The organism is Streptomyces hokutonensis (assembly GCF_000376565.1).
GTDB lineage: Bacteria > Actinomycetota > Actinomycetes > Streptomycetales > Streptomycetaceae > Streptomyces > Streptomyces hokutonensis.
In genome coordinates this window covers 66,197-80,100 of the sequence record NZ_BARG01000013.1, presented here as the reverse complement: position 1 = coordinate 80,100, position 13,904 = coordinate 66,197, and the positions used below count along the sequence as shown (strand labels likewise).

The 13,904-nt window shown below is 70.0% G+C and carries 11 protein-coding genes; 1 reads left to right on the top strand and 10 read right to left on the bottom strand.

The features are described from left to right. Positions 1 to 114: 114 nt before the first annotated feature. The 6 genes from SSP08S_RS05550 to SSP08S_RS05525 all read right to left on the bottom strand — a co-directional run bounded on the left by SSP08S_RS05550 (position 115) and on the right by SSP08S_RS05525 (position 6,743). A complete protein-coding gene (locus SSP08S_RS05550; RefSeq protein ID WP_019066580.1) occupies positions 115 to 960 on the bottom strand; it encodes an EamA family transporter in 846 nt (281 codons plus the stop codon). Further along, positions 957 to 1,478: a YbaK/EbsC family protein gene (locus SSP08S_RS05545; RefSeq protein WP_026178201.1), complete on the bottom strand. Its 522-nt coding sequence runs from the start codon at positions 1,476 to 1,478 to the stop codon at positions 957 to 959. Before SSP08S_RS05545 ends, SSP08S_RS05550 begins: the two co-directional genes overlap by 4 nt. Before the next feature lie 1,067 nt (positions 1,479 to 2,545). Continuing rightward, positions 2,546 to 3,100 carry a cysteine hydrolase family protein gene (locus tag SSP08S_RS05540; protein ID WP_026178200.1) on the bottom strand — a complete coding sequence of 185 codons (555 nt, stop codon included), beginning with the start codon at positions 3,098 to 3,100 and terminating at the stop codon, positions 2,546 to 2,548. A 39-nt stretch (positions 3,101 to 3,139) separates the two neighbouring features. After that, on the bottom strand, positions 3,140 to 3,700 hold the full coding sequence (locus SSP08S_RS05535; protein ID WP_019066577.1) for a hypothetical protein: 561 nt from the start codon (positions 3,698 to 3,700) through the stop codon (positions 3,140 to 3,142). A 98-nt stretch (positions 3,701 to 3,798) separates the two neighbouring features. Next, on the bottom strand, positions 3,799 to 6,021 hold the full coding sequence (locus tag SSP08S_RS05530; RefSeq protein WP_019066576.1) for an MMPL family transporter: 2,223 nt from the start codon (positions 6,019 to 6,021) through the stop codon (positions 3,799 to 3,801). Between the two features lie 122 nt (positions 6,022 to 6,143). Beyond that, positions 6,144 to 6,743 (bottom strand): TetR/AcrR family transcriptional regulator, encoded by a 600-nt coding sequence (locus tag SSP08S_RS05525; RefSeq protein ID WP_019066575.1) that lies wholly within the window; start codon positions 6,741 to 6,743, stop codon positions 6,144 to 6,146. A gap of 154 nt (positions 6,744 to 6,897) precedes the next feature. Between SSP08S_RS05525 and SSP08S_RS05520 the strand changes: the two genes are divergently transcribed. Continuing rightward, a complete protein-coding gene (locus tag SSP08S_RS05520) occupies positions 6,898 to 10,125 on the top strand; it encodes a S41 family peptidase (protein WP_019066574.1) in 3,228 nt (1,075 codons plus the stop codon). Positions 10,126 to 10,251: 126 nt separating this feature from the next. Here SSP08S_RS05520 and SSP08S_RS05515 read toward each other — a convergent pair whose 3' ends face one another. The 4 genes from SSP08S_RS05515 to SSP08S_RS05500 form a co-directional block, all read right to left on the bottom strand. Beyond that, complete coding sequence (locus SSP08S_RS05515; protein ID WP_369407083.1) at positions 10,252 to 10,452, bottom strand: hypothetical protein; 201 nt, start codon at positions 10,450 to 10,452, stop codon at positions 10,252 to 10,254. Positions 10,453 to 10,543: 91 nt separating this feature from the next. Further along, on the bottom strand, positions 10,544 to 11,431 hold the full coding sequence (locus SSP08S_RS05510) for an SDR family oxidoreductase (protein ID WP_019066572.1): 888 nt from the start codon (positions 11,429 to 11,431) through the stop codon (positions 10,544 to 10,546). Continuing rightward, positions 11,428 to 12,363, bottom strand: coding sequence for an alpha/beta fold hydrolase (locus SSP08S_RS05505; RefSeq protein WP_019066571.1), 936 nt, complete (start codon positions 12,361 to 12,363; stop codon positions 11,428 to 11,430). Before SSP08S_RS05505 ends, SSP08S_RS05510 begins: the two co-directional genes overlap by 4 nt. Continuing rightward, positions 12,360 to 13,871, bottom strand: coding sequence for a flavin-containing monooxygenase (locus tag SSP08S_RS05500; protein ID WP_019066570.1), 1,512 nt, complete (start codon positions 13,869 to 13,871; stop codon positions 12,360 to 12,362). Before SSP08S_RS05500 ends, SSP08S_RS05505 begins: the two co-directional genes overlap by 4 nt. Positions 13,872 to 13,904: the final 33 nt, after the last annotated feature.

The window sequence follows — 13,904 nt, the reverse complement described above, 5'->3', positions numbered from 1 at the left end:
TCTCTCCCGAATCCTCAGGGACCTTAGGGGCACCACACACCACACACACAGACAGCCGTCTGAACGCCCATGGAACGGATCGTCAAGTCGTCGACAAGCAGGGTGAAGAAACGGTCAACCCGCGCGCAGCATCAGCCCGATCCCGGCCACCAGCAGCACGGCGGCGGCGATCCGGGGCGCCCCGAACCGCTCCTTGAAGAAGACCGCTCCGATGGCCGCGCCGACGATGATCGACGACTCGCGCAGGGCGGCGATGGGGGCGAGGGCCGCGCGGGTCTGGGCCCACAGGACGAGTCCGTACGCCAGCACGGACAGGGCGGCACCGAGGAAGCCGACGGCGGCGAACGGCCGTAGTTCCGAGAGGAGTTGACCCCGTCGAAGGGAGAAGGCGTAGACCGGGATCATCCACCCCTCCGCCGCCATCAGCCAGGCGATGTACCCCAGCGACGACCCCGAGGCGCGCACACCCAGCCCGTCCACGACGGTGTACGCCGCGATCGACAGCCCCGTCGCCAACGCGGCCCCGATCGCCGCCCAGTTGGGCCGCCGCCCGCGCATCCCCCACAGCGCGACACCGGTCAGTCCCGTGCACGACAGCGCGATACCCGCCGCCGCCCACCCGTCCGGCACCTCGTGCGCGAAGACGGCGGCGAAGACCGTGACGACGAGGGGCGCGGTGCCGCGCGCGATCGGATACGCCTGCCCGAAGTCCCCCAGCCGGAAAGACTTCATCAGCAGCAGTGTGTAGGCGAGATGAATGAGCGCGGAGGCCCCGATATACGGCCACGCGCCTGCGTCCGGAAAAGCCGTGAACGGCACGAGCGCCAGCCCGATGACCGTCCCACCACCCGTGATGAGCGTGAACCCGACCAGCTTGTCCGTGATTTGGTGCGCGAGGGCGTTCCAGCAGGCGTGGGTGACAGCGGCGAGCAGGACGGCGGCGGCGACCAGTGGCGTCACGAGATCTGCTCGCGCACGTCCACCAAGGTGGCACCTGCGTACGCGACAAGTTCCTTCGGCTCCATGGGAAACACCGCATGCGGATTGCCTGCGGCGGCCCACACGACATCGTGCGCGAGCAGCGAACGATCCGCGAGCACCCGAGTCTTCGTACGGTGCCCAAAGGGCGGCACGCCTCCGATGGCATACCCCGTCGTCTCCCGTACGACCTCTGCCTTGGCCCGCGTGACCTTCTCGACGCCGAGCTCCTCCCGGACCCGCTCCACGTCCACCCGCGATGCCCCGTCCATCAGCACCAGCACCGGTACCCCGTCCGCCGCGAAGATCAGGGACTTGCAGATCTCACTCAACTCGCACCCGATCGCGGCGGCGGCCTCCGCTGCGGTACGGGTCGCGTCCGGGAAGCGCCGGATGCTGTTGAGGAGTTCCGCGAGTCCCAACTCCCTTATGGCTTCGGCGAAACGAGGGTTGGCGCCGGAGTCTGAGTCCTGGGGGTTTTCGCTGCCGTTCGTGGTCATGTACGGCACGCTAGCGGGGGGTGTACTGGGCCTGCGACTGAGTTCTTACCGTTGGGCCACTCGCTTCTTTGCCAGTGTCGGACTTCCACGGACCGAGTAAAGGGCGCTCCCTACGGTCGCGTCGCCTGCGGCGATGACCCTCCGGGTCACCCTTGACTAGGTCCGCTCCAGCCCGTCTGAGAAGCGAGCGAGCGGCCGGGGAGGAACGGGTGGCCGAGGTCCCTTGACCCCTCACGTGGGCTGCGTCCGCACCCGGCGGAGCGGATGCGCGTCCGCGCCTCGCCAGCACGCCGCGCCGGCTCAGCGGCCAACCCCCGGTGAGGGGCGAACGAGCAGTGGGTGGGGGCTTGGGGGTCTCCAGAAGCTGGGCCCCAGACTAACCACTCTCCACCCCCATGACTGGTTAGAAAAGACCACAGCTTTCAGAGGGGGTCAGGCCGGGTCAGCGGTAGAACACGGCATCCTCGCCCTCCCCGGCTGCCGCATTTCGGCGCACCGGATCCCAGACAGGGACAAGGCGACCAAGGCAATCAAGGCGATGGGCAGAACCGGGCCTCCACCCCGATCACCACCCAGGACCGCCCCGGCACCCCGTCCAGTCCTCCGGCCCCCATCCGCCAATCACCCGCCACACACCACCCACCGCCCGCCATCCACACCCCCCCCACCGGCCGTTGGCCGCTGAGCCGGCCCGGCGTGCTGGCGAGACGCGGACGCGCCCCGTTCCGCTGGTTGCGTACGCAGCCGACGTAAGGGGCCGGTATGCCTCGGCCCCCCATTCCTCCGGGCCGCTCGCTCGCTTCTCAGACGGGCTGGAGCGGACCTAGTCAAGGGTGGAGCGCAGCGGAATCGCCGCAGGCGACGCGACCGCAGGGAGCGCCCTTTACTCGGTCCGCGGAAGCCCGACACTGCCAAAGAAGCGAGTGGCCCAACGGCGACTTCACAACGTACGTGACGAACTCGCCCCAACCAGGAGTGGAGAGGGCCAGCTGTGCACCCAGCTTGTTCTTGGAGTTGCGGATACGTGGCCGAGGGCGAGCGTCCGCGCAAGACGGTGTGGACCGAGGTCAGGTTGTGAGGGTGACGTCCTTCGTCGTGTCGACTCCCGCCGTGCGGCCGGGGCCGGTGTGGTACTTCCAGTAGAGGTTCGTGTGGGCGATGACCTGCTCCGGCGGCGGCGCACCCCACTGGCTGAGGTCGGTCGTGGTGTGGGCGTCGCCGACGAGTGTCACGTCGTAGCCGCGGGTGAACGCGCTGTGGAGTGTGGAGCGGATGCACTGGTCGGTGGATGCGCCCGCCACGACGAGGCGTCCGACCTGGGCGGCGGCCAGCACCTCCTCCAGGTTGGTGTCGTCGAAGGAGTCCGGGTAGGTCTTGTGGATCAGGGGTTCCTGGTCGCGGAGAGTCAGTTCGGGGACGTACTGCCAGCCCTCGCTGCCCTTCGGAGTGTTCTCGTCGGAGTGCTGGACCCAGATGACCGGGACGTCTTCCTCGCGTGCCCGGTCGGCGAGCGCGGCGATGTTGGCGACGACCGCGTCACGCTCGTACGCGTCGGCCACGACGGCGACCTGGACGTCGATCAGCAGGAGTGCGGTGTGGGGCCGTTCTGCGAGTGTGGTCATGTTCAACACGCTAGTCCGGCCCACTGACATCGACCCGGTTCAGATCGGTCTGAAGCTCGGTTCCACGGATTCCGGTTCATCCGGATCAAACCCGTCCGGGTCGAACTCGTCCGTATCGGGCTCGTCGTCGTCCACCTCCCGCAGTCGCTCGACGAAGTCGAGGACGAACGCGGTGAACGGCCCCTCGAAGACCTCCAGTTCCAGGCCGTGGCTGTCGGTGACGACCTTCCACCGGTCGGGGTCCGGGTCGCAGGGCCAGAAGAAGTGCTCGTTGCCGGAGTGGTCGTAGCCCCAGGAGATCAGGCCGCCGGGTTCCGGGTGGACGGGGAAGGTGTGCAGGTCCGGAACGCGGCGCCGGGCCGCGGCGCGCCTCTCGTGGACCTGGCGCATCCGAGCGAGGAGGGGGCTGTCGCCGCGGGGGTGGAAGATCACCAGCTCGTCGCAGATCACGCCCGTGCCGTAGGTGTCGAGGAACGCCTTGAAGTCGGTGGGCAGCGGCGAGGCGACGTACGCCTCGGTCTCGGTCCAGTCGTCGGCCGACAGCGTCCGTGCCACGGTCGACGGGCCGAGCAGCCGTACCAGATCGTCCAGCGCTGTCACGGCCGTAACCCTGTCACCGACGCGATCTGCCGCGCCACCCGAACTCGGTGGCGCGGCAGATCAGTTGTCCAGGGCCTCAGTGCCTCGCGGCAGCCGCCTCAGGCCCGGACCAACTCCCGGTCCTCGTCGGGATCCGAGTCCTTGGCGTCGAGGGCGCGCAGGCCCTCGCCCTCGACGTCGACGTTGGGCAGTGCCCTGTCCAGCCACTTCGGCAGCCACCAGGCCCGCTTGCCGAGCAGGGCCAGTACCGCGGGGACGATCGCCATGCGGACCACGAACGCGTCGAAGAGGACGGCCACCGCCAGGCCGAAGCCGATCATCTTGACCATGGCCTCGCTGGAGGTGATGAAGCCCGCGAAGACCGCCATCATGATGACCGCCGCGGCCGTGACGACCCGGGCGCCGTGCTTGAACCCGGTGACGACGGCCTGGCTGGGCTTCTCGCCATGGACGTACGCCTCGCGCATCCGGGTCACGAGGAACACCTCGTAGTCCATCGCCAGGCCGAAGACCACGCCCACCAGGAAGATCGGCATCATCGACATGACCGGGCCGGTCTCCTCGACGCCGATCAGGCCCGCCAGCCAGCCCCACTGGAAGACGGCGACGACCGCGCCGAGCGAGGCGAGCACGCTGAGCAGGAAGCCGAGGGCCGCCTTCAGCGGGACCAGGATCGAGCGGAAGACCACGATCAACAGCAGGAACGCCAGGCCCACCACCAGGGCCAGGTACGGGATCAGGGCGTCGTTGAGCTTCTGGGAGAAGTCGATGTTCATCGCCGTGGTGCCGGTGACCAGGACCTGCGCGTCCGTGTCGGCCTTGATGCCGGCGCCCTCGCCCCGGATGGAGTGCACCAGGTCCTCGGTGGTGACCGACGACGGCTTGGAGTCGGGCACGACGGTGATCGTCGCGGTGTTACCGGCCTTGTTGAACATGGCCGGGCTCACCGAGACCACGTCGTCGAGGGTCTTGATCTTGTCGGTCACCGTGGTGACGGCGGCCTTGGGTGCGTCGCTGTTCTTGGCGTCCACGACGATCATCAGCGGGCCGTTGAAGCCGGGACCGAAGCCCTCGGCGAGGAGGTCGTAGGCCCGTCGCTGGGTGGTGGACGTCGGCTGTGAACTGTCGTCGGGCAGGCCCAGTTGGAGCTGGCTGGCCGGCAGCGCGATCGCGCCGAGGCCGAGCACGCCGAGGATCAGGACGGCCGCGGGACGCCGTACGACGAAGCTCGCCCAGCGGGTGCCCATGTTGGGCCTGGCCGCCTTGGCGGCCTCCTTGGCGCTGCCGCCGCCCAGCCACTTGGCCTTCTCGCCGGTGGGCCTGATCCTGCGGCCCGCGTAGCCGAGCAGCGCCGGGATCATGGTCAGGGCGATGAGCACCGCGACCACGACCGTGCCGGCCGCCGCGACGCCCATCTTGGTGAGCATGGGCACGTTGACGACTGCGAGACCGGCCAGGGCGATGACCACGGTGAGGCCCGCGAAGACGACCGCCGAGCCTGCCGTGCCCACGGCCCGGCCGGCCGCCTCCTCGCGTTCGCGGCCCTCGGCCAGTTCGGCGCGGTAGCGGGAGACGATGAACAGCGCGTAGTCGATGCCGACGGCGAGGCCGATCATCAGCGCCAGCGTCGACGTCGTCGAGCCCAGGTCCAGGGTCTTGGCGAGGGCGGTGATCGTCGAGACACCGATGCCGACCCCGATGATCGCCGTCAGCAGCGGCAGGCCGGCCGAGACGAGTGAGCCGAGGGTGATGAGGAGGATGACGGCGGCCAGGGCGATACCGATGATCTCGCCGATGCCCATCTCCGCGGCGGCCTGGAGCGCGTCACCGCCGACATCGACGGTCAGTCCGGTGGCCCGGGCCTGGGCCGCGGTGTCCTCCAGGGCGTTCTTGCTGGCGTCCTTGAGTTCCATGCCGGCGACGTCGTACTTCACCGAGGTGTAGGCGACCGTCCCGTCCTTGCTGACGGCGTTCGTGGTGAACGGGTCGCTGACGGAGACGACCTCGGAACCGTCGGCCAGGTCCTTCACCGTCTTCTCTACGGTCGCCTTGTTGGCGGCGTCGGTCATCTTCTCGCCGCTCGGCGCCTTGAAGACGACGCGCGCGGTGGCGCCGTTCGAACTGGAGCCGGGGAAGCGCTGGTCGAGGAGGTCGAAGGCCTTCTGGGCCTCGGTCCCGGGTATGGAGAAGGAGGTGGAGCCCGCGGCGGGCGCGCTGGCCGCGCCGACTCCCGCGAGGGTCAGCAGGGCGATCCAGATGAGGGCGACGAAGTGGCGTCGCCTGAAGGCGAGACGGCCGACTTTGTAGAGGAACGTGGCCACGAGGGCGTACTCCCGGTCAGGTCGTGGGGTTCTTCGGGGCAGGTGTGACCGGCCGGTTGGGGACACGGCTGATCGGCCCGACGACGTGAGCGGTTACGTCAGGTGGGCGTGCTGTGGGTCTTTCAGGTGGTGGATGCGCCCAGTGCGGGGAGCACCACGGCGTCGATGTACGAGGTCAGATAGGCCTTGGTCGGCGGCAGGTTCTCGATCACCGTGCGGGTGGCGAAGGCGCCGATCATCATGTGCACCACGAACTCCAGCGCGGGGCAGTCCGCGCGGACCTCGCCCCGGTCGACGGCGCGCTGCATGACGACGCGGAACTCTTCCATCTCCGGTTCGATGAGCAGTTCCCGGAACGCCTGCAGCAGGTCCGGGTTGTTGTGCGTCGCCATGGCCAGACCCCGCATCAGCGCGGAGTTCTGCTCGATCCGGCAGTCGTCCTCGCGGGCCACCATGGCGTGCATGTCGCCCCGGAGTGTTCCGGTGTCGACGTCGGTGGGCCGGCCCGGCTTGTTGTGCCGCACCGCTTTGGCCACCAGCTCGGCCTTGCCGCCCCACTGGCGGTAGAGGGTCGCCTTGCTGGAGCGGGTGCGGGCGGCGACGGCGTCCATGGTGAGGGCGTCGTAGCCGACTTCACGGAGCAGGTCGAGCACGGCCGCATAGAGCTCGGCCTCGCGCTCGGGTGTGATGCGACTGCGACGCGCCGTTGCGACTTCAGTCATGCGACTCACCTTCCAGCTCCGAACGACACGGTTTCGTACATGACGAATGTAGCGCACCTCTCTACGAAACGAAACCGTTTCGTACGTGTGCTGAGTCACCCGCCGCGCTATTTCACAAGTTGCTCCGGTCCGTCCCGCGGAAAAGCATAGGGACGTGAGCTATCTGCGCCTGCCGCACCTCAACGGAGACCTCCTGAGCTTCGTGGCCGAGGACGACCTCTGGCTGGCCCCGCTCGACGGCGGGGGCCGCGCCTGGCGCCTCACCGTCGACCGCACCAAGGTCGGCCACCCCCGTTTCTCCCCCGACGGCCGCCACCTCGCGTACACGACCTGGCGGAGCCTGGTCCCGGAGATCCACCTCGTCCCGGTCGACGGCGGCCCCGGCCGCAGACTCACCTACTGGGGCAGCGCCGACACCCAGGTCTGCGGCTGGACACCCGAGGGCGACATCCTGGCGGTGGCCTCCCACGGCGAACCGTTCTCCTACTTCACCTGGGCCCACAAGGTCCCCACCGACGGCGACCCCGGCGGCCGCCTCCCCTGGGGCCCGGTCTCCGACATCCAGCTCGCCGACATCGGCGGCGAACGCCAGACCCTCCTCCTCACCGGCACCCCACCCCACGAACCGGCCGCCTGGAAGCGCTACCGCGGCGGCGCCATGGGCCGCCTCTGGCTGCACGGCCGCCGCCTCCTCGCCGACCTCGAAGGCCACCTCCACTCCCCGATGTTCGTCGACGGCCGCATCGCCTTCCTCTCCGACCACGAGGGCATCGGCAACCTCTACTCCTGCTCCTACGACGGCTCCGACCTCCGCCGCCACACCGACCACGACGCCTTCTACGCCCGGCACGCGGCCAGCGACGGCACCCGGGTCGTCTACCAGTGCGCCGGCGACCTGTGGATCGTCGACGACCTGTCCGCCACCTCACTCCCGCGCAAGCTCGACGTCCGCCTCAGCGGCCCGCGCCCCGGCCGCCGTACGTACCAGGTCCCCGCCGCCCAGCACGTCGACGGCATCTCGGTCGACGAGACGGGCCGGGCGAGCGCCGTAGTCGTACGGGGAAGTCTGTACTGGCTGACGCACCGCGACGGCCCCGCCCGCACCATCACCGACACCCCGGGCGTACGGGTCCGGCTCCCCGAGATGCTCGGCTCGGGCGGACAGGTCGCCTACGTCACCGACGCGGACGGCGAGGACGCGATCGAGATCGCCTACCTCCCCCGCGCCACCGGCGACCGCGCCCCCCGCCGGCTCGCCTCCGGCGAGGTGGGCCGCGTACTGGAGCTGGTCTCGGACCCGGCGGGCGAACGCCTCGCGATCGCCGCACACGACGGCCGACTGCTCCTCCTCGACGCCACGGAGGACTCCAACGGCGAGGTCACGGAACTCATCTGCTCGCTCAACGGCCCGGTACGGGACCTCGCCTTCTCCCCCGACGGCAGCTGGCTGACCTGGTCCCACCCGGGCATCGGCCGCTCGCTGCGCCAGATCAAGATGGCCCGCATAAAGGACCGCCTGATCGTCGACGTCACCAACGGCCGCTTCGAGGACGAGAATCCGGTCTTCACCAGGGACGGCCGCTACCTCGCCTTCCTCTCCTGGCGCGGCTTCGACCCGGTCTACGACGTCCACACCGGCGACCTGTCGTTCCCGCTGGGCTGTCGCCCCTACCTGGTCCCCCTCTCCTCGGCCACCCCCTCCCCCTTCGCCCTGACCCCGGAGGGCCGCCCGGCCGCCGGTGGCCTCGACGCGGCGGAGGACGACGAGGGCGCGGACGGCGCGGTGACGGTGGAGGTGGAGGGCCTGGAAAGCAGGGTCACCCCGTTCCCGGTCTCGGCCTCCAAGTACTCGGCGCTGTACCCGGTTTCGGGCGGCGGCCTGGTCTGGCTGCGCTGGCCGATCTCCGGCGCGCTGGGCGAGACCTTCGCCAACCCGGACGACACCAGTGGCCGGCCGACCCTCGAGTACTTCAACATCAGCAAGGCGAAGAAGTCCGAACTCGTGGACCACCTCGACTGGTTCGCGGTGAGCGGCGACGGCTCACGCCTGGTGGTGGTCGACGAGGACGAACTACGAGCAGTCCCCTCCACGGAGTCCGGCGACGGAGACTCGACCGTCTGGATCGACCTGCGCCGCATCCTGCACGAGGTCGACCCGCCCGCCGAATGGCGCCAGTCCTACGAGGAGGCCGGCCGCCTGATCCGCGCCTACTACTGGGACCCGCAGATGTGCGGCATCGACTGGGACGGAGTCCTGGACCAGTACCGCCCGTTGGTGGAACGCGTCGCGACCCCCGACGACTTCGCGGACCTGCTCCGCGAAGTCCTGGGCGAGCTGGGCACATCGCACGCCTACGTCACCCCGTCCCGGCGCAACGAGGGCCCGCCCCACTACCAGCGCCGCCAGGGCCTGCTGGGCGCCAACCTGGTCCGCAGGGAGGGCGGTTGGACGGTGGCCCGCATCCTCCCCGGCGAGTCCTCGGACTCCAAGGCCCGCTCCCCGCTGGCCGGCACGGGCATCCGCGAGGGCGCGGTCCTGACCCACGTCGACGGCCGCCCGGTGGACCAACTCACCGGCCCCTACCCCCTGTTGGCGGGCGCGGGCGGTACGACGGTGGAGCTGACGTTCACTCCCGCGGAGGGCGAAGGCAGATCCCGCCGCGTCGCGGTCGTCCCCCTCATCGACGAACGCCCCCTCCGCTACCAGGACTGGGTGGCCAAACGCCGTGCGGTGGTACGGGAGTTGAGCGGCGGCCACTGCGGCTACCTCCACATCCCCGACATGGGCGGCTCCGGCTGGGCCCAGTTCAACCGCGACCTGCGCCTCGAGGTCTCCCGCCCCGCCCTCATCGTCGACGTACGCGGCAACGCGGGCGGCCACATCAGCGAGTTGGTCGTAGAGAAACTGACCCGCACGATCCTCGGCTGGGACCTGACCCGCAACGCCCAGCCGGTGTCGTACGCCTCAAACGCCCCCAGGGGCCCGGTAGTCGCGCTGGCGGACGAGGCAACGTCCTCGGACGGCGACATGATCACGGCAGCCTTCAAGCTCCTGAAACTCGGCCCGGTGGTGGGCCAGCGCACCTGGGGCGGAGTGGTCGGCATGACCGGCCGCCACCAACTCGGCGACGGCACGGTGATCACGGTCCCCATGAACGCGGCCTGGTTCGACGCCTACGGCTGGTCGGTGGAAAACCGCGGCGTCACACCGGACTTGGAGATCCTCCGCACCCCATTGGACTGGGCAGAGGGCAGACACGCCCAGTTGGACGACGCGATCAAGCTGGCGCTGGACCTGCTGGCGATCCATCCCGCGGCAACACCGCCTGACTACAGCGCCGTACCGGACCGCTCAAGACCAAAACTCCCCCCACGCTCTTAAGAGACAGCAGGGCGAGTCACCCAGGGGCGCGGGGAACTGCGCGACCAGCCCCCACCGGGCCCGCACCCGACAACGAAACGTGGGACGCCCCAAAAAAACAGGGCGCCCCACGCAATCGGACAACGACTAGACGTCGTAGTCCTGATCCATCCGGTCCTCTTCACGCTGCATCCGCTCAGAGGTCTCATCCCGCTGCTGACCCCGCTCAGACACCTCGTCCCGCTGCGCGCCGCGCTCCCCGCGCTCCCCGCGCTCACGCCCCTGGCCCGCCTTCTCCTTGGCCTTGTTCGCGAGCTCTTCGGCCTTGTCCTGGAACTGGTCCTTCATACCCATGTGGGTTCACTCCCGTAGTGGGGGGAAACGGCCCTTGGTCGGGCCTCGACCAGATTCACACGGGTGGACACAGTTCGCATTTCGGTCAGCTACGTTCCGTAGCGCGAGCCTCCTCATCAGCGGCTCCACCCGCCCCGACCAGCCCCGACCGCATCCCTTCCAACCGCGCCCCGAACCGCCGCATCTCCCGCTGCCCCACCGCCCCGATGATCCCCGGCAGATACCCGCGCACGCCCTGCGTCCCCCGCAGCCACCCCTGCCCGTACACATGGCTCGACCGCCGTTCGATCCCGGCGACGATCCGGTCCACGGCCGGCCCCAGCGGATACGTCTTGTTGGCCGGCCACGGCAACCGCTGCCGCAACTCCCGCATGACGTCGTCCTGATCGGCCCCGCGCACCATGTCCGTGTCGGTCCACGACAGATATCCGACGCCGACCCGCACACCCTTGTAGCCGACCTCGGCGCGCAGACTGTGCGCGTACGCCTCGACGCCGGCCTTGGACGCGCAGTACGCGGTCATCATCGGCGCGGGCGTGATCGCGGCCAGCGAGGCGATCTGCAGCAGATACCCCCGGCTCTCCATCAGCACCGGCAGGAACGCCCGCGCGGTCACGGCGGAGCCGATCAGATTGACCTCGATCACCCGCCGCCACGCGACCGGATCGGAGTCGACGAAGGGCCCGCCGCTGGCGACACCGGCGTTGGCGACGACGATGTCGACCTTCCCGAACCGCTCCTTGACCTCGGCGGCGACCCGCGTCATCGCCTCGTGGTCGGTGACGTCCGCGTACCAGGAGGCGCTGTCGGTGTGCAGCCGCTCCGCGACCTGCTTCAGCGCGTCCGGCTCCAGCCCGACCAGCGCCACCTTCGCGCCGCGCGCGGACAGCTTGCGGGCGAGCAGTTCGCCGACACCCCGCGCGGCCCCGGTCACGACCGCGACCTGACCCTCCAGGCTCACCTTGCGGCTCATGCGCCCTCCTTGATCTGATCGCTCGGGTCCAACTCGATGTAGGTGGCGGCCAGTTCGCGGATCTTCGCGCTGACCAGCTCCGGCGCCTCGACGGGGGTCATGTGTCCGAGCCCCGTCAGTTCGGTGCTGCCGACGCACTGGGGCAGCGCGGCGGCCAGCGCCCGCGCGTGCACCGGCGGCGTCATCCGGTCCGCCGTACCGACGACGACGGCCGTGGGTACCGCCAACTCCCGTACCCCGTGGTCGAGTTCGAGGGTGTCGAGGACCTGCGACCACGCGTGCCGCACCGTCCTCGGACACGCGTGCACGATGCGCGCGCACGCCTCGACCATGTGCGGCGCGGAACCGGGTCCCATCGTCGCGTACTTCAGGATCCGGCGCGCGGCGGGCGTGACCGGCCCGAGCGGCGCCCGCGTCCCGAGGACCTTCCGGGTCAGCCGGGTGCGGGTCCGCCCGGCCCGCATCGGCACCACGAGCGACTCGTCGACCAGCCGCGAACTGCCCGTACTGCACAGCAGCACGGCCACCGCGTGCTCCCGGAACCGGGCCCGCCCGGCCGCCGCCAGTACGGTCATCCCGCCCATGGAGTGCCCCACGATCACGGCCTTCTCACCGGGGGCGAGAGTCGCTTCGAGTACGGCTTCCAGGTCGTCGGCGAGCGCGTCGGTGCTGTAGGTGAGGGCCGCCGGACTGCGCCCGTGCCCGCGCTGGTCGTAGACGACGACCCGGTGGTCGACCGCCAAGTCCCTTGTCTGCGCGGCCCAGAAGGCCGTGGAGCAGCACCAGCCGTGCGCGAGGACGACGGCCGGCGCGCCCTCGGGCCCGTGCACCTCGACATGCAGCCGGGAGCCGTCGGCCGAGGTGACGGTCAGCTCGCGGACGGGGACGGGCGGGGCGTACGGCCCGGACGTGACGTGCAGGAGACGGCTCATGCGTCCACCACCTCCGACTTCTCGGTCTTCTTCTCGGCGGGCGCCCGCACGACCTCGTACTCCGCGAGGTTCACGCGCCGCGTGGCCGTGCGGAACTCGGTGGTCGTGCCGGGCCAGATGGTGGTGTTGCGGCCGTTGGCGTCGAGGTACCAGCTGGTGCAGCCGCCGGTGTTCCACACGGTCCGCTTCATGCGTTCCTGCACCCGCCGGTTCCAGGCGTCCACGGCGGCGGGCCGGGCGTCGAGGGCGACGCGTCCGCCGAGGACGTCCAACTGCCGTACGTAGTCGGCGAGATAGTTCAGCTGGGACTCGATCATCAGGATCATGGAGGAGTTCCCGAGGCCGGTGTTGGGCCCGATGATGGTCATCCAGTTGGGGAACCCGGCCGCCGAGGCACCGCGGAGCGCCTGCATTCCGCCCTGCCATGCCTCGGCCAGCGTCCGCCCGTCCGCGCCGACGACCCGGTCGGCGATCGGCATGTCCGTGACGTGGAAGCCCGTACCGAAGACGATCGCGTCGACCTCGGCCGTACTGCCGTCGGCGCCGACGACGGTCGAGCCGCGCACCTCGCTCAGCCCGCTGGTGACGACGTCGACATTGGGCTGGGCGAGGGCCGGATAGTAGGCGCTGGAGAGCAGGATGCGTTTGCAGCCGATGCGGTAGTCGGGGGTGAGTCTGGCGCGCAGGGCCGGGTCCTTGATGGAGCGGGCCATGTTGCGCTTGGCCAACTGCTCCACCATTCCCAGCTCGTTGGGCCGCTTGGTGAACGCCTGGACCTGCAACTCCCGCAATCCCCAAAGGAGTCCGCGGCGGGCCTGGGTGGTGAAGGGCAGCGCGCGGTGCAGGGCGCGTTCGGCGCCGCTGATGGCGCGGTCGACGCGGGGCATGACCCAGGGCGGGGTGCGCTGGAAGAGCGTGAGGCGTTCCACCTCGGGCTGGATCGACGGCACGATCTGGATCGCGGAGGCGCCGGTGCCGACCATGGCGACGCGCTTGCCGCGCAGGTCGTAGTCGTGGTCCCAGCGGGCGGAGTGGAAGACCTTGCCGGGGAAGGAGTCGAGGCCCGGGATGTCCGGGATCTTGGGGTCGGAGAGCGGTCCGGTCGCGGAGACGACGAGGTCGGCGGAGTAGGAACCGCTGCTGGTCTCGATGTCCCAGCGCAGCCGCTCCGCGTCCCAAGTCATCATCTTGACCTCGGAGTTGAAGCGGAGGTGGGGGCGGAGCCGGAAGACGTCCGTGACGTGCTCCAGGTAGCCGCGGATGTGCTCCTGCCCGGAGAAGGTGCGCGGCCAGTCGGGGTTCGGCGCGAAGGAGAACGAGTACAGGTGGGACGGTACGTCGCAGGCGCACCCGGGGTAGCTGTTGTCCCGCCAGGTCCCGCCGACGCTGTCGGCGCGCTCCAGGACGACGAAGTCGGTGACGCCCTCGCGCCGCAGCCGCACCGCGGCCCCCAGCCCGCCGAACCCGGACCCGATCACCGCCACCCGCACATGCTCGCGTTCGGTCATCCCGTGCCCTCCCATACGACCGTGCAACCGCGC

What these genes read in the sequence shown, in the direction of transcription:
- SSP08S_RS05545 (WP_026178201.1), bottom strand. Translation starts at nt 1,478, where the DNA reads ATGACCACGAACGGCAGCGAAAACCCCCAGGACTCAGACTCCGGCGCC.
- SSP08S_RS05540 (WP_026178200.1), bottom strand. Translation starts at nt 3,100, where the DNA reads ATGACCACACTCGCAGAACGGCCCCACACCGCACTCCTGCTGATCGAC.
- SSP08S_RS05525 (WP_019066575.1), bottom strand. Translation starts at nt 6,743, where the DNA reads ATGACTGAAGTCGCAACGGCGCGTCGCAGTCGCATCACACCCGAGCGC.
- SSP08S_RS05515 (WP_369407083.1), bottom strand. Translation starts at nt 10,452, where the DNA reads ATGAAGGACCAGTTCCAGGACAAGGCCGAAGAGCTCGCGAACAAGGCC.
- SSP08S_RS05510 (WP_019066572.1), bottom strand. Translation starts at nt 11,431, where the DNA reads ATGAGCCGCAAGGTGAGCCTGGAGGGTCAGGTCGCGGTCGTGACCGGG.
- SSP08S_RS05505 (WP_019066571.1), bottom strand. Translation starts at nt 12,363, where the DNA reads ATGAGCCGTCTCCTGCACGTCACGTCCGGGCCGTACGCCCCGCCCGTC.
- SSP08S_RS05500 (WP_019066570.1), bottom strand. Translation starts at nt 13,871, where the DNA reads ATGACCGAACGCGAGCATGTGCGGGTGGCGGTGATCGGGTCCGGGTTC.